Below are 25,094 nucleotides of genomic sequence, written 5' to 3'. Positions count from 1 at the left end.
AGGACATGACGCCGCAGCGAAGGGACGCCGCCCGCAACTGGGAGCACATCCTCACCGTCGCCCGAGAACTCGTCGACGAAGGCACCCCGCTGCAACTCAACGACGTCGCCCGCCGCGCAGGACTCGGCGTCGGCACGGTCTACCGGCACTTCCCGACCACCGAAGCGCTCCTCGAAACCGTCGCCACGCCCTGCCTCGAAGCACTCGCCGGCTGCGGCGAACAAGGCCTCACCCACGACGACCCCTGGACCGCGTTCGCCGACTTCCTCACCAAGGTCGTCGAAAGCCAGGTCAGCGACCCCGCACTCGTCAAAGTCGCCGCCACCGCCCACGACGTGCTCCCACGCACCACCGAACTCAAAGCACAGATCCTCGACACCGGCGCCGAACTCCTCGCCCGCGCACGCGACGCCGGAGCCGTCAGACCCGACGTCGACGACGCAGACCTCGTACCCCTCATGTGCGGCATCGCCTACGCCACCTACGTCCACAGCGCAGGCCCCGCCGACCGCCTCCCCACCGCACGCCGCTACCTCGACACGCTGCTCCGAGGCCTACACACCTGAACGCGGGGGACCAGCCGCCACGAACGCCCGCAACTCGTCCAGCCCCTGAGCACCACCATCGGTCAGCATCCACGTCACACCGGCGCGCTCGTACTCGCCCGGCTCGGGTAACGCAGCGCCGCCCCACAACACGACATCACCATCAGCCGGACCACCCGACGCCACGAAATCCGCCTTCAGCCGAGCCGCGTCGGCGGGGGAGAGCACCACCAAGCCCTCAGGGCCGAACGTCGCCGGCACCACACCCGCCGCATGCTCCGCCGCACGGAACGGCGCCGACCGAGGCCAGTTCCCGCCCACCCAGATCGGCACCTCCACCGGCGCGAACCGCACACCCGACACGTCGAACAACGCACCGTGGTGCTCCACCTCCGCACCCGACAACAACGCCCGCAGCAACTCCACCCCCTCCGACAACGCCCCAGCACGCGACGCACGCTCGCCGAAGGGGGAGTAGTCCTGCGGCACACCCGCACCCACCCCCAGCACCAGCCGCCCACCCGACAACCGCTGCAGAGTCGACGCCTCCAACGCCACCTTCCACGGACGCCGACGCCCCAACGACGTCACCAACGGCCCCAGCACGATCCGCGACGTCCGCGCCGCCACCGCACCCAACGTCACCCAGACATCAGAGACAACAGGCTCACCCGGCACCACCACGTGGTCCCACAGGAAGAACCCGTCCCACCCCGCCGCCTCGGCCTCCACCGCGAGCGACACCAGCACGGACGGCTCACCGAGCTCCGAACCGAACGAAGGAACATAGATCGCACAACGCATGACCCGAGTGTGGCAACCACCCCCGACAAGATCATCTCAACGCGGCGGACCAGCGGAAACGTACGAACGCAGCTCACCGAGCGACGCCTTCCACCCGTCCAGCAACAACCACGTCGCCCCGGCGTCCTCGAACTCCGACACCCGCGCCGCCGACGGCCGCGCCCCACCACCCCAGATCGCCAGATCACCATCAACGGGCCCACCCGCCGCCACGAACTCCGCCTTCATCACCGCGGCCTGCTCAGCAGACGCCACCGCGAACCCACCCGACCCGTCCTGAATGATCGGGAACAACCCCGACGACCGCGCTGCAGCCAGGAACGGCACCTTCCGCGGCCACAACCCCGACGTCCACACCGGCACCTGCACCGGCGCCAACCGCACCCCGGACACCTCGAACACAGCACCCCGATGCTCCACCGGCTCACCCGAGAGCAACTCCTGCACCAACTCCACGCCCTCGGTCAACCGCGCCGCACGCGACCGCGCATCCGACACCTCACCGAACGACGTGAAATCCCGAGGCACCCCCATCCCCACCCCGAGCACCAACCGCCCACCCGACAACCGCTGCAGGGTCGACGCCTCCACCGCCAGCTTCCACGGACGCCGCCGGGGGACAGGCGTGATCATCGGCCCCAGCACGATCCGCGACGTCCGCGCCGCCACCGCACCCAGCGTCACCCACGGATCAGCCACCAACGGCTCCGCCACCAGGTGGTCCCACATGAAGAACCCGTCCCACCCCGCCGCCTCAGCCTCCACGGCCAACGAGCACAACACCGCCGGATCACCGTAGGTCTCGCCATAACAAGGCACGTAGATCGCAAAACGCATGCGGGGGAGTCTGCCTCAGCGCCCCTCACCAGTCGCGCCGTCGAGCTGCTCCCGCAAGATGTCCGCATGACCCGCATGCCGCGCGGTCTCCGTCACCACGTGCACCAACACGTTGAACAACATCACGTCCGGACGCGGCCACCACGGCACATGACCAGGAGAGTCCACCGCAAGAGAAGAAACCGTCGCATCCGAATGCGCCCACACGCGCCGATAGCGACCCACGATCTCCTCACGCGACTCGGACTCATCCGCCCGCATGTCCAGCCCACGCGCCGCCAAGTCGTCCCACCGGGGCAACGCCTCAGGAAACGGCCGCCCGAACACCTCACCGAAATACCGGGACTCCGACAACGCCAGATGCTTCACCAGACCCAGCAGGTTCGTCCCCGAAGCCGTCAGCGGACGCCGCACGTCCACATCGGACAGACCCTCCAGCTTCCACACCACCACCTCGCGCAACTCACGCAGATCCCCGAGCAGGTACTCCTTGGCGAACTCATCGATCATGAGCGCGCACCCTGCCATCTATCGCCACGGTGACGTAAGGGCACGAGCCACCAGAGCGGCGGTCACGGACATCGGCTCGGCCGGCTCAGGAAAACCGGCGGAGATCCGCGCGTTCGAGAAGCCAGCCGACAACGGCGTCGCCACACGGGCCACAGAAGCGCCGTGCGACACCGGAGACGCGATGTGAGTCGCGTACGGCGCAGACGGACGACGGGAGAGCGTCTCAGGCAACCAGATCCGCGTTACTTGACATAATGTAGATTATCGGCGAAACGGCGACCTGCGAAGATCGCGCCAGAAGGGGCCGAAACGCCCGTGTTGGCGCGTCTGCAAGTCACAGCCAACGGGCAGGCCGGCTGCGCTTGCAGACGCCACAACATCAGATCCACGGCGATGCCGGAGCGCGGTCGACACCGACGTGTCGTCAGAGAGACGTACGTAGCGAGGCGCCATTACGCTCACGATCCCCGACAAGTGACGCCACCTGGTCCAGCGTCGCCCGCAGCCGAATCAGAACCCGGCGAAACGGACATTTCATGCATAATCGCCATTATCCAGCAAAGAACAGGGTCTGAGACCCGAACGCTCACGCCGTCGTGCACCAACCGCGCTGCGACCTCTCAGCGACGCGTTCCCACGCTGCCCCGCCGCCGGGACGACGACCCCACGCCGCGCGCTGACCTGCGCTTGTGGACTCCTCTGCCGTACCTCGTGCACGAGGCTTGAGCGGCACTCCCCTCCCCTGGGCCGCCGCCGTGTCGGGGATTGTCGGTGGTGTGCGGTACAAGATCCATATGCACGTGCTCGCCGCTCAGGACGCCTTCTTCCTCGCCCGCCGGACTCGCAAGGACTCGCCGCACACGACGGCGGCCTACCAGCGGGATCTGGCCGGCGTGAACACGCTCCTGGCCGAGACCCTCTCCTGTGCCGTCGAGGACCTGGTCGTCGGCCAGTTGACCGGCGCGAACCTGCGTGAGGCGTTCGGGGTGTTCGCGGACAGCCATGCCAAGAGTTCGGTGCTGCGGGCCTGGTCGACGTGGAACCAGTTCCTGACGTTCTGCGTGGCCGAGGACCTGATCGCCGGTAATCCGATGGGTGCGGTGGCCCGTCCCAAGACGCCTCCGCTGGTGCCGAAGCCGTTGCGGGGTGAGGACACGCCTGAGCAGTTGCTGACGGCCGCGGCGGAGGGGGCGCGCAAGGGGCGTGATCCGTGGCCGGAGCGGGATGTGCTGGTGATCGCGTTGGGGCTGGTGGCGGGGTTGCGCAGTGCTGAGATGCGCACGTTGACGCTGGCGAGTGTGGTGGGGCGGGAGGGTGATCAGCGGTTGCACGTGCGGGGTAAGGGGAACCGGGATCGCAGTGTTCCGATCGAGCCGCCGATGGCGCGGATCGTGGAGGCGTATCTGAGGAGTTGCCGGCAGCGGTTTCCGCAGGGGCGTTTTGACCGGGAGTCGGCGTTGTTGCGGGATCGGCATGGGGAGCCGATCGGGCGGGGTGGGCTGGAGTACCTGGTGAAGTCGTGTTTCCGGTGGGCGGGGTTGAACGACAGGGTGCCGACGGGGGCGAACCTGCACGCGTTGCGGCACACGTTCGCGACGCGGTTGGCGGAGGACGGGGCGTCGGCGAGCGAGATCATGGCGTTGCTGGGGCATGCGAGTTTGGCGACGAGTCAGAACTACATCGAGGCGACGGCGCGGGAGCGGCGGGCTGCGGTGGCGAGCAACAGGACGTATCGGGCGCTCAAGGACATCTAGCGGTGCTCCACTGTGGTGCGGGACGCTCGGCGGGGTCGTGTGGGCCGGGGGTCGCTCAGTTGCCGGATCGTTAGGCCGAGTGGGTGACCTGGTGGTGCGAAAACCGCATTTCAGGGGTACCCAATGAGAATGAGATCCGTGTGGCGTGGGGCCATCTCCTTCGGGTTGGTGACGATCGCCGTGCGCCTTTACTCGGCTGTCGAGGAGCACGACTTCCGTTTCAACCAGGTGCATCGTGAGGATGGCGGGCGCATCAAGTACAAGCGCGTCTGTTCGGTGTGCGGTGAAGAGGTGGAGTACTCGGAGATCACCAAGGGCTATGAGCTGGACGACGGCCGCATGGTGATCATGGAGAACGAGGACTTCGAGAAGTTGCCGGTGAAGACCGACAAGTCGATCGACGTGCTGGAGTTCGTGCCGGTGGAGGAGATCGATCCGATCTACTTCCAGAAGACGTACTACTTGGAGCCGGACAAGGCGGCGGCGCGGCCTTATGTGCTGTTGCGGGACGCTCTCGTCAAAACCGGTCAGCTGGCGGTCGTGAAGATCACGATCCGGCAGAAGGAGACGCTGGCGACGATCCGGGCGCGGGATGACGTGCTGGTGATGCACACGATGTTGTGGCCGGACGAGATCCGCAAGGCGGAGTTCGACTTCCTGGACTCCGACGTGGAGGTGCGGCCGCAGGAGTTGAAGATGGCGACGTCGCTGGTGGAGTCGATGGCGGGTGACTTCGATCCGGACACGTTCACCGACGACTACCGGGACGCGCTGGAGAAGGTGATCGCGGCGAAGGCGGAGGGTGCGGAGTTGCCCGAGCAGCCGGAGGCCGAGGAGAAGGGCGATGTCATCGATCTGATGACGGCTCTGGAGCGCAGTGTGGAGAAGGCGAAGGCGGGGCGGAAGGGCGAGAAGAAGGCGCCGCCGAAGAAGAAGGCCTCGTCGGCGTAGATGGCCGGGCTCGACGAGTACCGGCGCAAGAGGGATCCGGCGAGGACGCCGGAGCCCCTTCCGAGTGCGGACGTGGTGCCGAAGGGCGACAACGACACGTTCGTGATCCAGGAGCACCACGCGAGCAGCCTGCATTGGGATGTGCGGCTGGAGCGTGACGGGGTTTTGGTGTCGTGGGCGGTGCCGAAGGGGTTGCCGCCGACGACGGATGTGGTGCGGCTGGCTGTGCACACCGAGGACCATCCGCTGGAGTACGCGCAGTTCTCCGGGGAGATCCCGAAGGGTGAGTACGGCGGCGGTGAGATGTTCATCTGGGATCGCGGCCGCTATGAGACGGTGAAGTGGTCGGACCGCGAGGTGGACGTGGTTCTGCACGGTGGCCGGGTGCAGGGTCAGTTCGTGTTCTTCCGTTCGGGGAAGGACGGGAAGAACTGGATGATGAAGCGCCGGCACGCGCCGGCGCGGCCGGGCTGGCAGGTGTTGCCCGAGCAGCTGAAGCCGATGCTCGCTGTTCCGGGTCCTCTCCCCCACGACGATGATGATCAGTGGGCTTATGAGTTCAAGTGGGATGGCGTCCGGGCGGTCTTGAGGGTCGAGGGCGGGCGTGTTCAGGCGTGGTCGCGGGTCGGCAACGACATCACGGTCGCTTATCCGGAGTTGCAGGGCGTGGGTGAGCAGCTGGGGTCGACGGAGGCCCTGCTGGACGGGGAGATCGTCGCGTTGCAGGACGGGCGGCCGAGTTTCAGCGCGTTGCAGAACCGGATGCACGTGACGAAGTCGGAGGCGGCGCGGCGGGCGGCGCGGCAGTATCCGGCGACGCTGTTGTTGTTCGACCTTCTGCACCTGGACGGCAGTTCGACGATGCAGCTGCCTTTCCGGCAGCGTCGTGAGTTGCTGCGGGGTCTCGAGCTGCGGGGTGCGCACTGGCTTACTCCTCCGTCTTATGACGAGGACGGGGCGTCGGTGCTGGCGGCGAGTCGTGAGCAGGGGTTGGAGGGTGTGGTCGCGAAGCGGCTGGATTCGCCTTATCAGCCGGGGACGCGGTCGCCGGTGTGGCGCAAGATCACGGACCTGCTGGCGCAGGAGGTGGTGATCGGTGGCTGGCGGATGGGTGAAGGCAAGCGTGCCGGGGTGGTCGGGGCGTTGTTGCTGGGTATTCCGCAGGACGGCGGGCTGGCGTTCGCGGGGTCGGTGGGCACGGGGTTCGGCGACGCGGAGCTGGCGGTGCTGACGCCGCGGTTGAAGGCGTTGGCGCGCAAGAGGTCGCCGTTCGTGACGGAGATGCCGCGGGAGCGGTCGAAGGGCGCGAGGTGGGTGGAGCCGGAGCTGGTGGCTGAGGTGGTGTTCCGGCAGTGGACGCCGGACGGGCGGATGCGGTTTCCGGCGTGGCGCGGGTTGCGGCCGGACAAGACGCCGGAGGAGGTGCGTCGGGTTGTCGAGTGATGCGACGGTGCGTGTCGAGGACCGGGTGTTGAAGCTGACGAACCTGGACAAGGTGCTGTATCCGGGGTTCGGGTTCACCAAGGGTGAGGTGATCGACTACTACACCCGGATCGCGCCGGTGCTGCTCCCCCATCTCAAGGACCGTCCGGTGACGTTGAAGCGCTTTCCGAACGGGGTGGACGGGAAGTGGTTCTTCGAGAAGAACGCGCCGGAGCACCGTCCGGAGTGGGTGCGCACGATGCGGTTGGAGTCGCCGGGCAGTACTAAGGGCAACGAGACCGTCAACTACGTGATGGTGGACGAGTTGGCGACGCTGGTGTGGCTGGCGAACTTGGCGGCGTTGGAGTTGCACGTGCCGCAGTGGACGGTGGGGCCGCGGGGTGGGAAGCGGGATCCTGATCTGCTGGTGTTCGACCTGGATCCGGGTGCGCCGGCGACGCTGGTGGAGTGTTGCCGGGTGGCGGAGCGGGTGCGGGTGGTGCTGGACGACGACGGTGTGGATTGCTGGGCGAAGACGTCGGGCAACAAGGGGATGCAGGTGTACGCGTATGCCCCGGCGAAGGACACCTCGGAGTACGCGAAGGCGGTGGCGCAGCGGCTGGCGCAGGAGCATCCGGAGCTGATCGTGTCGACGATGGCGAAGGCGCAGCGCACCGGGAAGGTGTTCATCGACTGGTCGCAGAACAATCCGGCGAAGACGACGGTGGCGCCGTATTCGTTGCGGGCTCGGGAGCGGCCGGCGGTGTCGACGCCGGTGACGTGGGACGAGGTCGAGGACTGCGAGGTCGTGGAGGATCTGCTGTTCACGGCGGACGAGGTGCTGGAGCGGGTCGAGAGCGCGGGTGAGTTGTTCGGGAGTTGATATCCTGGCCGACTGCCGATCTGGGGGGTTGCCGTGGATGTCGGGCTCGTCGAACGAGAGCGTGCGCGGGTGCTGGCGGTGTTGCCGGGTGCGGAGCTGGAGCACGTGGGGGCGGCGTCGGTGGTCGAGCTGGTGCTGGTGGTGGACGACCCCGCGGATGAGGCGTCGTACGTGCCTGCGTTGGAGGTCGCGGGGTTTCGGGTGTCGGTGCGGGAGTCCTGGCACGAGCATCGGGTGTTGACGCGGCCGGGTGTCGAGGTGCACGTGCATCCGCGTGGGTGTGCCGTGGTGTGGCGGCGGTTGTTGTTGCGGGACTGGTTGCGCGACAACCCTGGGGATCGTGGGCCGGGTGGGGAGCTGGAGGTCCTCGAACGTGCGTGGGCGGCGGTGCCGGAGGAACCGGCCGAGGTGGAGTTCGTGACGCAGGCTCCGCCGCACAACGCGCCGATCGTGCTGGCGGAGTACGACCCGGCGTGGCCGGGGTGGTACGCGGCGGAGGAGGCGAAGATCCGGGCCGCGCTGGGTGAGCGGGTGGTGCGGGTGGAGCACTGCGGGTCGACGTCGGTGCCGGGGCTGGCGGCGAAGCCGTTGATCGACATCGTGCTGGTGGTGCCGGATTCGCGTGATGAGGACGCTTATGTGCCGGCGTTGGTGGAGGCGGGTTACTACCTGTGGGCGCGGGAGCCGGGTTGGTTCGAGCACAGGTTGCTCAAGGGCGCGGTGCCGAACGTGAACATGCACGTCTTCTCCCCCTGGTGTGTGGAGGTCGATCGGATGCTGGCGTTCCGGGATCGGCTGCGGTCGCACGACGCGGATCGGGAGGAGTACGAGCGGGTGAAGCGGGAGCTCGCGGTGCGGACGTGGGAGCGGGTGCAGGACTACGCGGACGCGAAGACGCGGGTGGTGCGGCGGATCACCCTGCGGGCGCTGGGCTGAAGCGGCGCCGGTAGTCCGACGGGGTGAGGCCGGTTTCGCGGCGCATGAGGGCGCGCAGGTTGGCGGCGGTGCCGAGGCCGGTGCGGCGGGCGACGACGTCGAAGCGCCGCTCCCCCAGTTCGATGAGCCGGCACGCGAGGGTGATGCGTTCGGCGGTGAGCCAGGCGAGCGGTGTGGTGCCGAGTTGTGCCTGGAAGCGGCGGTGCAGGGTGGCCGGGCTGACGGCGGCGCGGGCGGCCAGCGTGGTCACGGTGAGCGGGGTGTCGAGGTGGTGCTGGGCCCAGGCGAGGACGGGGGCGAGTGACTCGTCGGGCAGGTGGGGTACGGGGCGTTCGACGAACTGGCGCTGGCCGCCGTCGCGGTGGGCGGCGAAGACGAGGCGGCGGCTGACGGAGCTGGCGATCTCGGCGCCGTGGTCGCGGCGGACGAGGTGCAGGCCGAGGTCGAGGGCGGCGGCGCTGCCGGCGGAGGTGAGGATGTCGCCGTCGTCGACGAACAGGACGTCGGGTTCGAGGTGCACGGCGGGGAAGCGGGTGCGGAAGTCGTCGGCCCATTGCCAGTGGGCGGTGGCGCGGCGGCCGTCGAGGACGCCTGCTTCGGCGAGGGTGAAGGCGCCGCTGCAGAACCCGACGAGGCGTGCGCCGCGGGTGTGGGCGCGGCGGATGGCGTCGAGGACCTCGGGGCGTCGTGGTGCGCCGACGTTGGGGCGGTTGGGGACGATGAGGGTGTCGGCGTCGTCGGCGGCGTGCAGGCCGGTGACTCCGGTGAGGGTGAAGAAGCCCTCGCGCATCGCCGTGTGCGGTTCGGGTGCGCAGAGGCGGAAGTCGTAGAGGTGGCCGCCGATCTCGGGGCGGTGCAGGCCGAAGACCTCGGTGGCGCAGCCGAGTTCGAACGGGTTGGAGTTCTCGTCGACGATGACGACGACGCGGTGCGAGGATTCTTGCGGCATGTGCGATTCCTAGCACTCACGTCCGGTCGGTGTCACAGGACAGGCTCGTTCGCATGAACCCCATCGCCCTGGACGACGCCCTGGCCTCGTTCGACGCTCTGTGGAGCCCGCGGATCATCACCCGTGTCAACGACTACGACGTGCGCGTCACGAAGGTGCGGGGCGAGCACGTCTGGCACGTGCACGACGACACCGACGAGTTCTTCCTCGTCCTGGACGGCGAGCTGCGCATCGGGTTGCGTGAAGCAGGCGGCGAGCGCACGGTCGTGCTGCCCCAGGGCTCGGTGTTCACGGTGCCGAAGGGAACGTTCCACAAGCCGTCGTCCCCGGACGGTGCGCGGATCCTGCTGTTCGAGCCCTCCGGGACCTCGACGGTCGGTGACCGGCACGACGAGGTCCCGGCGCACGTGGACGCGACGATCGGGCACGAACTGGGCTGACGCCGCAGGGGCGTCAGCCCAGCGAGGTCAGCCCAGGCGGCAGGCCGACAGGATGATCTCCTGGCCGAGCAGTGTGCGGACGCGGACGGCGTTCTGGATCAGCTGGCCGTTCGGTCCGGTCGCGGTCTCGTTGAGGTGCACGGTCGCGACACCGGGGATGCCGACGGTGGCGGGGCCGGTGCCGATGGGCTGGCCGTTGAGGGTGCCGACCTTCGACGAGCCGGTGACGCCGTTCGCGTCGCTTTCACACTTGGCCTCGATGGCGTTGAGCTTGATCACCCCACCGAGCAGTGACGCTCCCTCCACCCGTGCGGAGGCCACGGTGCGGCCGGTGTTCGCGTCGAGGGTGCAGTCGGTGTGCAGGGCGTTCACCGACGCCAGGCCCAGGACGTTGACCGCGGCGACGGTCTTGTCCTCGTTGGGCGGGCACTGGGCGTGCGGGGTCTTGGCGACGGTGATCAGGCCGGTCGCGTTGAGTGCCCACGCCTCGCCGCGCAGGTAGACGACGACCTTCACGACCGCGGTGGCGGCGGCGCCGTCATCGTCGGTCACGGTCACCAGGACGTTGTGCGCGCCCAGAGCGGTGAACGTGCGTGAGCCGGTGCAGGTACCGCTGCCGGCGCCTTGGGCGACGGCGCCGTTCACGACCGGGGAGCCGTCGTCGAAGTCGAACGTGCAGGTGTGCTTGTCGTTGGTGGCGATGTCGGTGAACGGCGCGGTGAAGTTGACCGTCGTGCCACGGGTGACGAGCGTCTTGTCCGCGCTCAGCGCGGCCTGCGGGGCGACGTTGGACAGCGTGAGCGTGGTGGTCGCGGCGACGGGCGGGTTGAGGCCGTCGTTCGCGGTCAGCTTCAGCTCCCACACGCCGTCATCGGTGCACTTGACCGTCGTGGTCTGCGCGGCGGCGTCGCCGAACGAGCAGGTCGCGCCCGCGTCCACCCCGGACTGCGGGGTCGCGGTCCACGCCGTGCCCAGCGATGGGCCGTCGGGGTCGGTCACCAGGCCTGCCAGGCCGACGTCGGTGCCTTCCTGGCCCGCGTAGGGGCCGCCGGGCTTGACCACGGGCGGGGCGTTGACCTTGACCGTGACGCACTCGGTCACGTCACCGGCTCCGCCGCCGTCGGTGCCGCGTGCGGTGACGCACAGCTGGTGGGTGCCCGGGGCCAGTGCCGGGGTGTCGACGGTGTAGTCGACGGTCGCGGGGCCGTCCTGCGGCAGGGCCGGGGTGATGGAGGTGATCGGGAGGTCCGCGCCGCCGTCGACCTTCAGCGTCAGCTGCGTGAGCTTGGAGGCGATGACACCGGGCACGACGTCGGGCAGCTGGGAGACGTCCGGGACCTCGGTGCAGGTGCCGCCGGTGGTCTCGGCGATCTTGCGCAGCGAGTCCGGGCCGATGTCGCAGCCGGAGCCGCTGGACACGGCGAAGGTGAAGATCTTGATGCCCGCGTTCACGGCCTGCTGCAGGGCGGCGTCGACGTTGCCGCTGCCGGCGCCGTCGGACAGGAACACCATCAGCTTGCGCTGCTGGGGTGCCACGACGGCCGAGGCGAGGCCCGCGTCCAGGCCCGCGGCGAAGTTGGTGCCGGTCGGGACGCTGTGGTTGGTGAACAGGTTCACGCCACCGATGCGGGCGCTGCTCAGCGCTTCGACGACGTCGGTGGTGCCGTTGCCGTTGGCGTCGGTGGCGGGCGCGACGACCTTCTGCTCGCCGGCCGCCGGGCTGACGTCGACGGTCGCGCCGGACGAACCGAACACCGCCCCGCCGACGCTGCCGACGACGGTGTTCGCGACCGCGGCCTTCGCGTGCAGGGCCTTGACGGCGGCGACCTCGCAGTCGAGGACCGTGTTGAGCGAGCCGTCGCCGTTCTGGTCGCCACCGCAGCCCGCGGCCACGCCGGCGGCGGTGGAGCCGGACACGTCCACGACGTAGGTCAGCGCGGTGTCGACGACCGCGGCGCCGGTACCGATGCTGGCCTTGCCGGTGACGGTGACCGGTCCCGGTACGACGACGGCGTTGTTCGCCGGGGCGGTGATGGTGACGCCGATGCTGGTGCCGCCGGGCAGGTTGCCGGTGGCCGCGTGCGCAGGGATGGCGAGTGCCACGGTGGCCGCTAGCGCGGCGCCGACCGTGATGCTGGGTCTCATGCTTCTCCGCTCGATGAGTTCGTCCCCGACCGAACGGAAGGAGACCGCACGGGGTGGCGCTGATACGCCCGGTCACCGGAATGCATCGATAGTCGACCTATTCAGAGCAGCGCCGGTTCCGGCCTCGTAGATCCCCCGGCTCGGGAACAATCAGGCCTGTGAGGTTCGGGGTGCTCGGTGCGGTGCTGGTCGACGGTGTGGAGGTCGCGGCGCCGCGACAGCGTGCGCTGCTGGCGATGCTCGTGCTCGACGCTGGGCGGATCGTGGGGCACGACCAGCTGATCGGCGGCTTGTACGCCGACCCTCCCGCCGGGGCGGCCAACGCCCTGCAGTCGCAGATCTCGCGGTTGCGGCGCGCGGTGCCGGGGCTGGTGGTCGAGCACCACCCGGCGGGCTACCGGCTCGTCGCCGCATCGTCCGAGGTGGATCACCTGCACTGTGCCGAGCTGCTCGCCGCCGGACGCGCCGCGCAGGCGCTCGCGTTGTGGCGCGGACCGGCGCTGGCCGACGTCGACGCGCCGTTCGTACCGGTGGCACGGCAGCACCTGACCGAAATGCTCATCGCCGCCACGCTGTCCGGTGGGACCACGGCACAGCTGCGGGACCTGCTCGCGCAGCACCCGTTGCGGGAGGACCTGCGGGCGGCGCTGATGCGGTCGCTGCACCACGACGGCCGCCAGGGCGAGGCGCTGGAGGTGTTCGCGCGGGGCCGGGAGCTGCTGGCCGCCGAGCTCGGCGTCGATCCCTCCCCCGCGCTCGCCGCCGCGCACCTGGAGGTGCTGCGGGCCCAGGCACCGCACCGGGGCGTGCCCGCGCAGCTCACCAGCTTCGTGGGCCGCGACGAGGACCTGCGGCGGGTGTCGAAGTGGCTGCGCGACAACCGGCTCGTCACGCTCATCGGCCCCGGCGGCACCGGCAAGACGCGGCTGGCCGTCGAGGTCGCGCACCGCGAACCGGGCGAGGTGGCGTTCGTCGACCTCAGCGCCACCACCGACGTCGCCCGCGCCCTGCTCGACGGCCTCGGGGTGCGCGAGGCCGGGCTGCTGGCGGCGGGACCGGTCGGGGTCGAGCTCCGGCTGCGGGCGGCGCTGGCGGCACGTGAGGTCGTGCTGGTCGTGGACAACTGCGAACACGTCGTCGACGACGCCGCCCGCGTGCTCGGCTCCGTGCTGTCCTCGTGCCCGCACGTGCGGGTGCTGGCCACGAGCCGGGAACCGCTGGGCATCACCGGCGAGACGCTGAGCCCGGTCGCCGCGCTGGACGACGCCGCAGCCACCCGCCTGTTCCTGGACCGGGCGCAGGCCGTGAAGCCGGGTTTCCACGCCGATCTGGGCGTCGTGGCGGAGGTGTGCCGCAGGCTGGACGGGATCGCGCTGGCGATCGAGCTCGCCGCCGCCCGCGTCCGCACCCTGCCGCTGACCGAGATCACGGCGCGCCTGGACGACCGGTTCCGGTTGCTGTCCAAGGGCAGTCGTACCGCCGCGCCGCGCCACCGCACGCTGCACGCCGTCGTGGAGTGGAGCTGGGACCTGCTCACCGACGCCGAACGCGACCTCGCCGCCCGCTTCACCGTGTTCTGCGGCGGCGCCCGCCTCGACGCCGTCACCGCCGTGTGCGAGTCCGATGTGGACACGCTGACCTCGTTGGCGGACAAGTCACTCGTCGAGGTCGCCGACGACCGCTACCGCATGCTCGACACCATCCGCGCGTTCTGCGCCACCCACGCCCCGGACCTCGCCGCACAGCACGCGCGCTGGTTCCTGCGGCAGGCGCAGCAGGCCGAACCGCACCTGCGCGCCCACGACCAGATCCAGTGGCTCGCCCGGCTCGCCGCCGAGCACGACAACCTCGTCGCCGCCGTCACCTGGGCCACCCGCCACGACGTGCCCCTCGCCCTGGAACTCGTCGCGGCGCTCGCCACCTACTACTGGTTCCGCGGCCTGCGCACCGAAGCGGCCCAGCAGGCCGACGCCGTGCTGCACGCGTGCGGCGAGACCCCGCCGCACGGCCGCGAGCAGGAGTACGCGCTGTGCCTGCTGATCGCCTGGCCCGTCGCGACCGGTGACCAGAGCGCCCGCATCCGCCAGGCCGACGCGATGATGGACAGGCTCCTCGACCCGCCGCGCTACCCGATCATGACCATGATGTGGGGCATGGCGCTGGGCGCGCCGGACGGCGACTCCGAGGTCTGGCACCGCCGCAACCGGCTGCTCGGCGCCGACCCGTGGAGCGCCGCGCTCGCGCTGGTCGGCGACGGTCTCGTGGCACGCATGGCAGGCGACCCGGTGGCGGGCGCCGACCTGCTCGCACGGGCCGCGGAGGCGTTCACGCGGCTCGGCGACCGCTGGGGCGCGGCGCTGGCGTTCAACCAGCTCGGCGAGATCGCCCTGACCCGAGGCGACGCCGCGGGTGCCCTGGCCCACATCGAACGCGGCCGGAGCCTGCTCGACGAGCTCGGCGCCACCGAGGACACCGCCGAAGCCGTCATCGGCCGCGCCCAGGCCACCCTGCTCGCCGGCGACCTCGACGCCGCACGCACCGACTTCGGCCTCGCGCTCACCCTGGCCCGGCGTGCCGGAGCACTCGTGGTGCAGGCCGGCGCCCACCTGGGCCTGGCCGAGCTCGCCCGCGTCACCGGCGACTACGCCACCGCCCGGCAGGAGTGCGACCGGGCGTGGGAGCGGTGCCCCGGCGGCTGGTACGGGCCCGACCAGATGCGCTGCCACATCGCCGTGGAACGCGGCCGCCTCGCGAAGGCCGAAGGCGATCCCGTCCAGGCCCGCCGGCACTTCGAGGACGCGCTGCGCCGGGCCCAGGGGCAGCGCGACCTCGTAACCGAGGCCTCCGTGCGCGAGGAGCTCGCCGCCCTGCCCCTGACCTGCGCGACCTGATCCGCCGCCACCACAGCCACGCCGGCAGCCCGCGGTGCGCGACGAACGTCCACAGGTCGTCCTCGGCCACCTCGTCGGGGTGGCGGCGCAGCACCTGCAGGCATTCGCGCGACACCACCCCGTGGATGCGGGCCACGTGCGCCAGCGCCGTCGCGCCCTGGCGGCGGACCTCGAGGCGGTTGTGGTCCAGCGCCCGGGCCACCCGCCGCAACGCCACCAGCGGGTCCGGGTGCGACAGGGCCAGGCCGATCACCGCCACCCCGACCATGTCCTCACCCCGGTCGAACGCCGCGTCGACCTCCTCCGGCCGGGCAATGCCCATCAGCGCCGAGTAGTCGTGCCAGTTCATGCCCTCACCACGCGTCGCCCTGTCCAGCAGGAACCGCTGCCTGCCGTCGGAGCGTTCCCCGGTGTGCTCGAAGTCCGCGGCCAGGTACCGCCACACCGCGGCGGTGTCGGCACGCGAGGTCGAGGCCAGGATCCGGCACAGCTCCAGCACGTGCTCGGGCTCGCTGGCCCCGGCGAGCTCACCCAGGACACCGGGCGGGCGGCCCAGGTCCTGCCACGCCAGCCGCGCCAGCGCCGGCACCTCGTCGACCGCCACCCAGCCCTCAGCGCCGCCCCGCCCGATCTCGGCGGGCGTCAGCGCGGCCCGGTGCCGGGCGTGTTCGAGCGGGATCACGCTCAGACCTGCGGCACCGCGCGCAGCAGGGCGCGCGTGTAGTCGTGAGACGGGGTGAGGAGGACTTCTTCCACTGAGCCTTGTTCCACGATTGTCCCCTGATGCATCACCGCGACCCGGTCGGCGATCTGCCACGCCAGCCCTAGGTCGTGCGTGATGATCAATGAAGCAAGGCCCAGCTCCCGGCGCAACCGGAGCAGCAGCGCCACGATCTCGCCCCGCACCGAGGCGTCCAGCGATGCGACGGGCTCGTCGGCCACCAGCAGGCGGGGCTGCAGCACCAGGGCCCCGGCGATCACCACCCGCTGCTGCTGACCCCCCGACAGCTCGTGCGGCAGCGACTCCAGGTACAGGCTCGCCGGACGCAGCTCGGCGCGTTCCACAGCGGCCGTGACCTGCGCTTCCTGGTCGTCGGCCAGGCCGTGCACGCGCAGCCCCTCGGCGACCGCGTCGAACACCGTGTGCCGGGGGTTGAGCGCGCTGGACGGATCTTGCAGCACCAGCTGCACCTGGCGCCGGAAGGCCTTGAGCGCCCTGCCCGAGCGGGCCACCTCAGCACCGTCGAAGATCACCCGACCGGAGGACGGCTTCCGCAGCCCCATTATGGTACGGGCCAGTGTCGTTTTGCCCGAGCCGGACTGGCCGACCAGCGCCACGATCTCGCCCCGCCCGATCGTCAGGTCCACCCCGTCGACCGCGCGGGTGCGCCCGTAGTCCACCACCAGATCCCGCACCTGCAGCAACGGCTCCGGCTCCGGCGCGGGCTCGGCCCAGCGGTGCGCCGGATCACCGATCACCGGGAACGCCGCCGTCAGCGCCGCGGTGTGCGGGTGGCGCGGGTTCGCGATCACCTCACGCGTGCGGCCGCGTTCGACCAGCTCACCGCGATGCATCACCGCGAGGTCGTCACAGGTCTCGGCCAGCACCGACAGGTCGTGGCTGATCATCAGCAACCCGAGGTCCTGCTCGGCGACCAGGCGTTTCAGCACCGCCAGCACCTGCGCCTGCACCACCACGTCCAGCGCCGTCGTCGGCTCGTCCGCGATCACCAGCCGCGGCCCGCACGCCAGCGCCATCGCGATCATCACCCGCTGCCGCTGCCCGCCCGAGAGCTCGTGCGGATACGCCCGCGCCTTCTCCCGCGGCAGCTCCACCTGCTCCAGCAGCTCGGTCACGCCGCCCCCGGTGCCGTGCAGCCGCATCGGCTCGGCGATCTGGTCACCGACGCGGCGCACGGGGTTGAGCGAGTGCATCGCGCCCTGGAACACGATCGACGCCGACGCCCACCGCACCGCCCGCAACCGGCCCCACGACATCGTCCGCACGTCGTCGCCGTCGAGCAGGATCTCGCCCTCGACCCGCGCGGTCTTGGGCAGCAGCCGCAGCACCGACATCGCCACCGTCGACTTGCCCGACCCCGACTCGCCCGCCAGCCCGAGCGTCTGCCCCGGCGCGAGCGTCAGGTCCACCTCGCTCACGACGCGTTTCGGTCCGTAGTGGACGGAGAGGTTCTTCAGCTCCAGCACCGGGTTCACCTCTTCGGCGTCACAACGGCTTCGAGCGCCCGCCCGACGAGGGTGAACGCCAGCACCACGACCACGATCGCCAGCCCCGGCGGCAGCAGGTACCACCACGCCTGCTGCGGCACCGCCCCGTGCAGCTGGGCCTGGTGCAGCATCGCGCCCCACGAGATCCGCGTCGGATCCCCCAGGCCCAGGAACGCCAGCGTCGACTCCGCCACGATCGCCGACGCCACCGCCAGCGTCGCGTTGACCAGCACCAGCGGCACCACCGACGGCACCACGTGCCGTGCGATGACGTGGCCGTGGCCGCCTCCGAGCGCCCGTGCTCGTTCCACGAACGGCCGGGCCTCGATCGTCAGCGTCTGCGCCCGCACCATCCGTGCCGTCGACGGCCAGCTCGTCAGCCCGATCGCCAGCACGATCGTGCCCAGCCCGCGCGGCAGCACCGTCGACAGCGCGATCGCCAGCACCAGCGCCGGCAGCACCAGGAAGAAGTCCGTGACCCGCAGCAACGCCCCCGCCAGCAGACCACCGAAATGACCGCTCACGATCCCGACGAGCGTGCCGATGCCGACCGACAGGATCGCCGCCGTCAGCCCGACGAACAACGACGTCCCGGTGCCCTGCGCCATCAGCAACGCCACCGACCGTCCCGTGTGGTCGGTGCCCAGCCAGTGCCCGGCGCCGGGCGCCTGCCACGCCTGCGCCGTCACCCGTGTGACGTCCAGCGAGTCCGCGTCGATCAGCAGCGGCGCGACCAACGCCACCAGCGCCGCCACCGCGAGGACCCCGGCACCAGCGAGGCCTGTTCTGCCGAACCTGTTCATACGACCTTCACCCGTGGATCGAGGACCCCGTGCAGCAGGTCGGCCAGCAGGTTCATCACCACGACCGCGCCCGCCGTCACCACCAGCAGCCCCTGCAGCAGGAAGTAGTCCGGCCCGGTCAGCGCGTCGTAGAACAACAGCCCCAGACCCGGCCAGGAGAACACCGTCTCCGTCGTGATCGCCCCGGCCACCACCAGCCCGAAGCGCAGGAACACCAGCGTGATCGCCGGCAGCACCGCGTTGGGCACGGCGTGGCGGCGCCGCACCAGGTCGTCGCGCAGCCCCTTGGCGCGCGCCGTCATCAGGTAGGGGGCGTGCATCTCCTCCAGCAACGACGACCGCATCACCAGCGCGTACTCCGCGCACACCACCGCGACCAGCGTTACCGACGGCAGCACCAGGTGGTGGCCCACGTCCAGGGCCTGCGAGACGAAGTCCGGCGCCGTGTCGGTGTCGCGCATGCCCCGCGACGGGAACAGGTCCCCCGTCAGCATCATCAGCAGCATGCCCAGCCAGAACGTCGGCACCGCCCACAACGTCAGCGACACCCCCGTCGTGACCTTGTCGAACACCGAGTCCCGCCGCCACGCCGCCCGCACCCCGAGCCACAGTCCCAGCAGCACGGCGATCAGCGTCGCCGTGCCCACCAGCAGCAACGTCGGCCCCAGCCGCTCCAGGACGACGTCGGAGACCGGGCGCCGGAACGTGAACGACGTGCCCAGGTCACCGCGCAGCAGCGAGGTGAAGTAGCTCCAGAACTGCTCGTGCAGCGGACGGTCCAGGCCGAACTGCGCACGCAGCTCGGCCTGCATCGCCGCCGTGGTCGGACGACCGCGCGTCATCGAGACCACCGGGTCGCCGGGCACCACCCGGAACAGGAAGAAACCCAGCACCGCCACCATCAGCAAGCTGAGCGCGGCACCACCGAACCGACCGGCCAGACGCACTTACTCGCGCTCCCCTGCCGTCGCCCTGCGCCGCCGCGCCAGCACCACGAACGCCGCCACCAGCGCCGCGACCACCCCGCCGGCCACCGCGAACCCGGTCCAGCCCGTGCTCGCGGCCTGCGCGGTGCGCTGCGCGGGTTCGGCGCCGTAGTACCCCCACATGCCGTTCTGCGCCATGATCACGCCACCCTGCGCGGGCTGCGTGGTGAACCGCGCGAAGTGGTCGGAGCGGTAGCCCTCCAGCGCGTTCTCGTAGGCGAGCACGACCGCGGGCACCTGGTCGTAGAAGCGGGCCTGCATCTGCTTCACGATCTCGACGCGCCTGGCCTCGTCGAACTCCGAGAGCTGCTGGGCGTAGAGCTTGTCGTAGGTCTCGTCGCAGAAGTAGGTGTCGGTGGTGCCGCCCTTGCCGTCGGCGCCCGGCCGTTGCGCGCAGGTGTGCAGGCTCAGCACGAAGTCCGGGTCGATGTTCGTCGACCAGCCCGAGAACGCCAGGTCGTAGGTGGCGGCGGTGGTGGACTCGTTGAGCTGGTTGTCCGACACCAGCCGCACGTCGAGCGGGACGCCGATGTCGCTCATCGACCGCTTGAGGTACTCGCTGGCCTGCTCGTCGTAGGCCCGGCCCGCACGGCCGATCAGCCGCAACGGGAAGCGGGTGCCGTCGGCCTTGCGCGGATACCCGGCGGCGTCGAGCGCCGCGCCGGCCGCGGCCGGGTCGAACGTGCGCGCCTCGGCCGCGGAGGGCTGCCAGTGGTACTTGCCGAACACCGGCGGCACGAGACCGGCGCCCTTCTCCGCGTAGCCGAGGTTCACCCGCGCCACCAGGGCGTCGAGGTCGATGGCCTGCGCGAGGGCCCGGCGCACCCGCACGTCGCGCAGCACCGGGCTGCCGTCGCCGATCGGCTCGCCGGTGCGGGTCTGCGCGCCGGGGTTGATCATCAGCTCGGTGAAGCGGCGGCCCATCGCCTTGTTGCGGGTGACGCCGGCCTTGCCCTGCAGCGAGTCGAACTGGGCCGGTGCCATCCGGTTGACCAGGTCGATCTCGCCCTTGGCCAGTGCCTGCACCGCGGCGTCGGAGTTCTGGAAGTACACGAAGTGCAGCTCGTCGTACTTCGGCGCGCCACGCCAGTAGGTCTTGTTGGCCTGGAGCTTGATGAACTGCCCCGGCACGTGCTCGGACAGCACGAACGGCCCGGACCCCACCACGGGCATCTTGTCGTTGGCGAAGTCCTTGATGCTGCCGACCTTCGACCACACGTGCTCGGGCACGATCGGCACGTCCAGCGCCAGCATCGTCACCTGCGGCGTCTTGGTCCTGATGACCACCGTCCGGTCGTCCGGCGCGGTGACCTCGGCGAAGTTGCTCACGAAGCTGCCGTTCGCGGTCCTCGCGACCTCGTCGGTCAGCATCAGGTCGTAGGTGAAGGCGACGTCGCGCGCCGTGATCGGCACGCCGTCGGACCACGTCTTGCCCTCGGGGACCGTGAAGGTCCACGTCAGCCTGTCGGGTGAAGGCTCCCACCTGTTCGCCAGGCCCTCGGTCACCGACTGGTCCTCCGCCGCGTAGGCGGTCAGGTAGTCGTACATCAACCGGCCGATCTCGGTGCTCGACTGGAACACCGCGAGGAACGGGTTCATCGAGTCGATCTGCTGCACGATCGCGACCTTCAGGACCACCGGCTGCTGCGCCGATGCCGGAGGCGCCGAAAGCCCCAAAGTCGTTGCTATGGCAAGCAACGCGCACAACTTCACCCGCACGAAAACCCCTCTTCCCCAGCAGCCCACCGCTAACTTACCGAGATGTGAGGATCATGATCTCGGCGGACATGGAAGGCGCCACCGGAGTCACCTGGACCGGGGACGTCGTCCCCGGCACCGAGCAGTGGCAACGGTTCCGGCGCATGTTCACGGCAGACGTCAACGCCTGTGTCACCGGCCTCGTCGCGGGCGGAGCGGAGCAGGTGGTCGTCAACGAGGCGCATTCCTCGCAACGCAACCTCCTGCTCGAAGACCTCCACGCGTCGGCGCGCCTGCTCACCGGCCGGCACAAGCCGCTGTCGATGATGCAAGGTATCGACTCCGATGTGGACGGAGTGGTGTTTCTCGGCTACCACACCGCCGCGGGCACCCGAGGCGTCCTCGCGCACACCTACCTGGAGAACTCCATCACCGGCGTGTGGCTCGACGGCGTGCTCGCCTCCGAAGGCCGCCTCAACGCCGCCCTGGCCGCCGAGTACGGCGTTCCCGTGCTGCTCGTGACCGGTGACGACCTCACCTGCTCCGACGCCGCGTCCTACGCGGGCTCGGCGTGGACCGTGGCCGTCAAGGAGTGCGTGTCGCGGTACGCGGCCGTGTGCCTGCCACCCGCCGTCACTTCTTCACACATCACAGAAGCGGCCACCGCGGCGATGGCCTCCGCAGGGCGTTGCGCCGGGGTCGTGGCACCGCACCGCATCGAGATCGAGTTCGACGCCTCGCACCTGGCCGACGCCGCCGCGATCGTGCCGACCGTGGACCTGATCGGGGTGCGCCGCGTCGGGTTCGACGCCGCGTCGATGACCGAGGCGATGAAGACGTTCAAGGTCGTCACGCACATCGCGGCCGCCGCGATCGAGGACGTCTACGGCTGACCCCTCACACCGGTGTCCTCCACCGATCGGCACGGGGCCGTCACAATTCCACACCAGGGCGCCGGATACGGTGGCATTCATGCCGCTGGACGTCGCGCAGGTGTGCGCGCAGCTGATCCGCTTCGACACCACCAACCGCGGTGGCGGCGACTCCGCCGGTGAGCGGGAGGCCGCCGAGCACGTCGCGGCGCTGCTGCGGGACAACGGGGTGCAGCCGATGCTGCTCGAACCGGCCCCGCGGCGCACCAACGTCCTCGCGCGCATCCACGGCACCGACCCGTCGCTGCCCGCCGTGCTGGTCCAGTGCCACCTCGACGTCGTGCCCGCCGACCCGGCCGAGTGGAGCTTCGACCCGTTCGCCGGGGAGATCCGCGACGGGTTCGTGCACGGGCGGGGCGCGGTCGACATGAAGGACATGGCCGCGATGACGCTGGCCGTGATCAACCGCTGGCACACCGAGGGCCGCCGTCCACGCCGTGACGTCGTGCTGGCGTTCGTCGCCGACGAAGAGGACCAGGGCGCCTACGGGGCGCATTGGCTCGTGGAGCACCACGCCGCCTACTTCGCGGGGGTGCAGGCGGCGATCAGCGAGTCCGGGGCGTTCTCCTACGACGTCGACGGCGTGCGGCTCTACCCGATCGGCACCGCCGAGCGCGGCACCTCGCACATGAAGCTCACCGCCACCGGCCGCGCCGGGCACGGGTCACGGCGCAACGACCAGAACGCGGTGACGGCGCTGGCCACCACCCTGGCGCGGATCGCGGCGCACCAGCACCCCGTGCGGCTCACCCCGACCGTCGAGGCGTTCCTCGTCGGCGCCGGCAAGGCACTGGGCGTGGAGGTCGACCTCGACGACGTCGACGCGACGCTGGCCCGGCTCGGTCCCGCCGCGAAACTGGCCGAGAACACCGTGCGCTGCTCGACCACACCGACGATGCTGCAGGCCGGCTACAAGGTCAACGTCATCCCCGGCACCGCCACCGCCCAGCTCGACGTCCGCACCCTGCCCGGCACCGTCGACGAGCTCGTCGCCACCATCGACTCGCTGCTGCCGCCCGGCGTGACCCGGGAGTTCCTCGAGCACCAGCCGCCCGTCGAGGCCCCCATCGACACGCCCTGGTTCACCGCGATGGCCGACGCCCTGCGCGACGAGGACCCCGCCGCGGCCGTCGTGCCGTACTGCCTGGGCGGCGGCACCGACGCCAAGGCGTTCAGCCGGCTGGGCATCCACAACTACGGCTTCTCGCCACTGCGGCTGCCCGCGGACTTCGACTACCGGGCGATGGCGCACGGCGTCGACGAACGCGTCCCCGTGCAGGGCCTGGAGTTCGGTGTGCGCGTCCTAGACCGCTTCCTGTCGAGCTGACCGGCGTTCGACGAGCTCCTGCACCGCGCTGGGCAGCGTCGTCTCGAAGTCGATCAGCTTCGCCCACGTCGGGGTCACCACGATCCGCACCATGCCGTCGTAGAGCGACCGCACCTCGCGCTCCCACTGCACCCGCTGCTCCGCGCTCATCTGGTAGCTGCCGTTCATCCGCAGGTACTCCTGCGGGATGCCGTCGACCTCGTCCAGCTCCACCGTGCCGCGGATCAGCAGGATCTTCGGCGGGTGCACCTCGGTGTCGATCGTCAGCGCCACCACCGGGTCGGGCCCGCAGCGCGTGCAGCTTCGGCGCGTTCGTCGAGGTGCACAGCACGATCTGCGCACCGTTCCAGGTGTGCGCGATCGGCACGGCGCGCGGCGTGCCGTCCTTGGCCACGTACGCCATCCTGAGCATGTCGCGGTGCAGCAGTTCCTTGCTGCACGGACGGTTCAGGACCTCGGAGATCTCGCTCTGCGTCATCGTCGTCATGCCCGGGGGACGGAGCCGCGACGACGTTCTGGACATCCCCGCCGAAGAGTTTTTCAGCGGGGCGGCAGTGGCAGCTCCATGGCGGGCAGGCCGTCGATGCTCGCGTTGTTGTAGGGCTTCTTGTTCGTGTACTCGCGGAACTCCTCGTCGCTCTTGCGGCCGAAGTAGTCCGCGTGCAGGTCGCGCTCCGAGCGGTAGTCCATGAACGGCACCGCGAACCCGCACGTGTCGCTGACCAGCTCCGCCGTCACCACGACGACCGCCCGCAACGCCGGCCCGTCCGCCTCCCCGAACCCCGCCACCAGCTCGGCGAAGCGCGGATCGTCGCGGAACACCGGCTCACCGCGGCCGTGCACGCGCACGATGTTCGGCGGGCCCTCGAACGCACACCACATCAACGTGACGCGCCCGTTCTCCCGCAGATGCGCGATCGTCTCGGCGTGGCTGCCACCGAAGTCCAGGTAGGCCACCGTGCGGTCGTCGAGGATCCGCAGCGTGCCCTGCCGGCCCTTGGGCGAGAGGTTGACGTGCCCGTCACCCGCCAGCGGGGCGGTGGCCACGAAGAACACCTTCTGGTTCTCGATGAACTCCCGCAGCCGCGGCTCGATCCGCTCGTATTCCTTACCCATGCTCAGCAGTATTGATCGCCTCGCGGAACCTGTCAGCCAACTTTCCCAGGTGCTGAACCAGCTCCGGCGGTCCGTCGACGGAGAACCCGCACCCCAGCACGCCCAGGTACACGGCCAGCATCTCCACCGTGTCCGCGCCCGCCGTCAACCGGCACGACGACTCACCCGTCGCCTCCACCAGCGCCGCAGGGACCTTCGCCGCCACCTCCGCGGCCGGCGCGTGCACCGTCACGGTCGCCCGGAACCGCCACGCCGCCGTCGCCAGCCCCTTCGCCAGGTGGGCCTCCAGATCCGGCAGCTCACGCGCGGAGAACCGCGGGCCGGTCGGCACGCGCGGGCGCACGCGGTCGGCCCGGAACGTGCGCCAGTCCTGTCTGCCCAGATCCCAGCCGACCAGGTACCAGCGGCCGCGCATGTGCACGAGCCGGTACGGCTCCACCTCGCGCCGGTCCTGCTCACCGTCGAACTTCACGTAGTCGAACCGCAGGCGTTCGCGAGCCCGGCAGGCGTTGACGATCTGCACCGTCACCTCGGGGTCGAGCTCCTCGGCCGTGCCGACCGTGTACTCCTGCAACGCGCTCACGCGGTGCTGCAGCCTGCCCGGCAGCACCTGCTCCAGCTTGCGCAGCGCCCGGCCCGCAGTGTCGGAGTCCTGCGTGCTCAGGCTCAGCGCGACCGCCACCGCCTCGTCGTCGTCGAGCAGCAACGGTGGCAGCGTCGCCCCCGCGCCCAGCCGGTACCCGCCCGCCGCACCCGGCGTCGCGTGCACCGGATAGCCCAGGGTGCGCAGCCGGTCCACGTCCTTGCGGATGGTCCGCGTCGTCACGCCGAGCCGTTCGGCCAGGTCCGGGCCCGTCCAGTCACGTGAGGCCTGCAGCAACGACAGCAGCCTCAGCAACCGTGCCGACGTCTCCAACATGAGCACCATCCTGCCGC

22 protein-coding genes are annotated in these 25,094 nt (G+C 70.4%); 10 read left to right on the top strand and 12 right to left on the bottom strand.

What is annotated here, in order from left to right; genetic code table 11:
- Nucleotides 1-5 precede the first annotated feature (5 nt).
- The gene (locus DFR72_RS12440) at nucleotides 6-566 is read left to right on the top strand and encodes a TetR/AcrR family transcriptional regulator (RefSeq protein WP_090062496.1); all 561 of its coding nucleotides are present in this window, start codon (nucleotides 6-8) and stop codon (nucleotides 564-566) included.
- Here DFR72_RS12440 and DFR72_RS12435 read toward each other — a convergent pair.
- From DFR72_RS12435 to DFR72_RS12425, 3 genes are read right to left on the bottom strand one after another with little or no spacing between them, the layout of a single operon-like run.
- Entirely contained in the window at nucleotides 555-1,349 is a 795-nt protein-coding gene (locus tag DFR72_RS12435) for an LLM class flavin-dependent oxidoreductase (RefSeq protein WP_090062497.1), read from the bottom strand. The genes DFR72_RS12440 and DFR72_RS12435 overlap by 12 nt on opposite strands.
- A gap of 36 nt (nucleotides 1,350-1,385) precedes the next feature.
- Nucleotides 1,386-2,186, bottom strand: a complete 801-nt coding sequence (locus DFR72_RS12430; RefSeq protein ID WP_090062499.1) for an LLM class flavin-dependent oxidoreductase — start codon at nucleotides 2,184-2,186, stop codon at nucleotides 1,386-1,388.
- 15 nt (nucleotides 2,187-2,201) lie between these two features.
- Nucleotides 2,202-2,696 (bottom strand): DinB family protein, encoded by a 495-nt coding sequence (locus DFR72_RS12425; RefSeq protein WP_090063547.1) that lies wholly within the window; start codon nucleotides 2,694-2,696, stop codon nucleotides 2,202-2,204.
- A 776-nt stretch (nucleotides 2,697-3,472) separates the two neighbouring features.
- Here DFR72_RS12425 and DFR72_RS12420 point away from each other — a divergent pair.
- The 5 genes from DFR72_RS12420 (at nucleotide 3,473) to DFR72_RS46840 (ending at nucleotide 8,642) form a co-directional block, all read left to right on the top strand.
- Nucleotides 3,473-4,450, top strand: a complete 978-nt coding sequence (locus DFR72_RS12420) for a tyrosine-type recombinase/integrase (RefSeq protein WP_090063548.1) — start codon at nucleotides 3,473-3,475, stop codon at nucleotides 4,448-4,450.
- Between the two features lie 129 nt (nucleotides 4,451-4,579).
- Nucleotides 4,580-5,401 (top strand): non-homologous end joining protein Ku, encoded by an 822-nt coding sequence (gene ku / locus DFR72_RS12415; RefSeq protein WP_090062500.1) that lies wholly within the window; start codon nucleotides 4,580-4,582, stop codon nucleotides 5,399-5,401.
- Nucleotides 5,402-6,844: a non-homologous end-joining DNA ligase gene (gene ligD / locus DFR72_RS12410; RefSeq protein ID WP_090062502.1), complete on the top strand. Its 1,443-nt coding sequence runs from the start codon at nucleotides 5,402-5,404 to the stop codon at nucleotides 6,842-6,844. It abuts the gene before it with no gap.
- Nucleotides 6,845-6,851: 7 nt separating this feature from the next.
- Nucleotides 6,852-7,706, top strand: coding sequence for a non-homologous end-joining DNA ligase (gene ligD / locus DFR72_RS12405; protein WP_090062503.1), 855 nt, complete (start codon nucleotides 6,852-6,854; stop codon nucleotides 7,704-7,706).
- A 33-nt stretch (nucleotides 7,707-7,739) separates the two neighbouring features.
- Nucleotides 7,740-8,642 (top strand): GrpB family protein, encoded by a 903-nt coding sequence (locus DFR72_RS46840; RefSeq protein ID WP_090062505.1) that lies wholly within the window; start codon nucleotides 7,740-7,742, stop codon nucleotides 8,640-8,642.
- On the opposite strand, the gene DFR72_RS12395 is transcribed toward DFR72_RS46840, so the two are convergent.
- A complete protein-coding gene (locus tag DFR72_RS12395) occupies nucleotides 8,620-9,591 on the bottom strand; it encodes a GlxA family transcriptional regulator (protein ID WP_090062506.1) in 972 nt (323 codons plus the stop codon). The genes DFR72_RS46840 and DFR72_RS12395 overlap by 23 nt on opposite strands.
- A gap of 53 nt (nucleotides 9,592-9,644) precedes the next feature.
- On the opposite strand from DFR72_RS12395, the gene DFR72_RS12390 reads away from it, so the two are divergent.
- Nucleotides 9,645-10,031 (top strand): cupin domain-containing protein, encoded by a 387-nt coding sequence (locus DFR72_RS12390; RefSeq protein WP_090062508.1) that lies wholly within the window; start codon nucleotides 9,645-9,647, stop codon nucleotides 10,029-10,031.
- Between the two features lie 27 nt (nucleotides 10,032-10,058).
- Here the strand turns inward: DFR72_RS12390 and DFR72_RS12385 are convergent, their stop codons facing one another.
- On the bottom strand, nucleotides 10,059-12,176 hold the full coding sequence (locus tag DFR72_RS12385) for a choice-of-anchor P family protein (RefSeq protein ID WP_090062510.1): 2,118 nt from the start codon (nucleotides 12,174-12,176) through the stop codon (nucleotides 10,059-10,061).
- Between the two features lie 158 nt (nucleotides 12,177-12,334).
- On the opposite strand from DFR72_RS12385, the gene DFR72_RS12380 reads away from it, so the two are divergent.
- Nucleotides 12,335-15,067 carry an AfsR/SARP family transcriptional regulator gene (locus tag DFR72_RS12380; RefSeq protein ID WP_090062511.1) on the top strand — a complete coding sequence of 911 codons (2,733 nt, stop codon included), beginning with the start codon at nucleotides 12,335-12,337 and terminating at the stop codon, nucleotides 15,065-15,067.
- A gap of 684 nt (nucleotides 15,068-15,751) precedes the next feature.
- On the opposite strand, the gene nikE is transcribed toward DFR72_RS12380, so the two are convergent.
- Genes nikE through DFR72_RS12355 form a run of 4 tightly spaced genes read right to left on the bottom strand, consistent with a single transcriptional unit; the run spans nucleotide 15,752 to nucleotide 20,804 of the window.
- On the bottom strand, nucleotides 15,752-17,284 hold the full coding sequence (gene nikE / locus DFR72_RS12370) for a nickel ABC transporter ATP-binding protein NikE (RefSeq protein WP_090062514.1): 1,533 nt from the start codon (nucleotides 17,282-17,284) through the stop codon (nucleotides 15,752-15,754).
- Nucleotides 17,281-18,099 (bottom strand): ABC transporter permease, encoded by an 819-nt coding sequence (locus tag DFR72_RS12365; protein ID WP_090062515.1) that lies wholly within the window; start codon nucleotides 18,097-18,099, stop codon nucleotides 17,281-17,283. The genes nikE and DFR72_RS12365 overlap by 4 nt, the downstream gene beginning before the upstream one ends.
- Nucleotides 18,096-19,046 (bottom strand): ABC transporter permease, encoded by a 951-nt coding sequence (locus DFR72_RS12360; protein ID WP_256237173.1) that lies wholly within the window; start codon nucleotides 19,044-19,046, stop codon nucleotides 18,096-18,098. Before DFR72_RS12360 ends, DFR72_RS12365 begins: the two co-directional genes overlap by 4 nt.
- Nucleotides 19,047-20,804: an ABC transporter substrate-binding protein gene (locus DFR72_RS12355; RefSeq protein ID WP_245982839.1), complete on the bottom strand. Its 1,758-nt coding sequence runs from the start codon at nucleotides 20,802-20,804 to the stop codon at nucleotides 19,047-19,049.
- 44 nt (nucleotides 20,805-20,848) lie between these two features.
- Here DFR72_RS12355 and DFR72_RS12350 point away from each other — a divergent pair, with 44 nt between their 5' ends.
- Complete coding sequence (locus tag DFR72_RS12350) at nucleotides 20,849-21,676, top strand: M55 family metallopeptidase (RefSeq protein ID WP_090062517.1); 828 nt, start codon at nucleotides 20,849-20,851, stop codon at nucleotides 21,674-21,676.
- Between the two features lie 79 nt (nucleotides 21,677-21,755).
- Nucleotides 21,756-23,042, top strand: coding sequence for a M20/M25/M40 family metallo-hydrolase (locus DFR72_RS12345; RefSeq protein WP_090062519.1), 1,287 nt, complete (start codon nucleotides 21,756-21,758; stop codon nucleotides 23,040-23,042).
- On the opposite strand, the gene DFR72_RS47880 is transcribed toward DFR72_RS12345, so the two are convergent.
- The 3 genes from DFR72_RS47880 to DFR72_RS12330 form a co-directional block, all read right to left on the bottom strand.
- The gene (locus DFR72_RS47880) at nucleotides 23,019-23,315 is read right to left on the bottom strand and encodes a hypothetical protein (protein WP_425459882.1); all 297 of its coding nucleotides are present in this window, start codon (nucleotides 23,313-23,315) and stop codon (nucleotides 23,019-23,021) included. The two genes, DFR72_RS12345 and DFR72_RS47880, sit on opposite strands and share 24 nt — an antisense overlap.
- A 267-nt stretch (nucleotides 23,316-23,582) precedes the next feature.
- Nucleotides 23,583-24,158, bottom strand: a complete 576-nt coding sequence (locus DFR72_RS12335) for a pyridoxamine 5'-phosphate oxidase family protein (RefSeq protein WP_090062520.1) — start codon at nucleotides 24,156-24,158, stop codon at nucleotides 23,583-23,585.
- The gene (locus tag DFR72_RS12330; RefSeq protein ID WP_090063551.1) at nucleotides 24,151-25,077 is read right to left on the bottom strand and encodes a helix-turn-helix transcriptional regulator; all 927 of its coding nucleotides are present in this window, start codon (nucleotides 25,075-25,077) and stop codon (nucleotides 24,151-24,153) included. The genes DFR72_RS12335 and DFR72_RS12330 overlap by 8 nt, the downstream gene beginning before the upstream one ends.
- Between the last annotated feature and the right edge of the window lie 17 nt (nucleotides 25,078-25,094).

It is taken from the genome of Lentzea flaviverrucosa (assembly GCF_003350445.1).
Lineage (GTDB): Bacteria > Actinomycetota > Actinomycetes > Mycobacteriales > Pseudonocardiaceae > Lentzea > Lentzea californiensis.
This window is presented reverse-complemented; position numbering and strand designations above follow the sequence as displayed.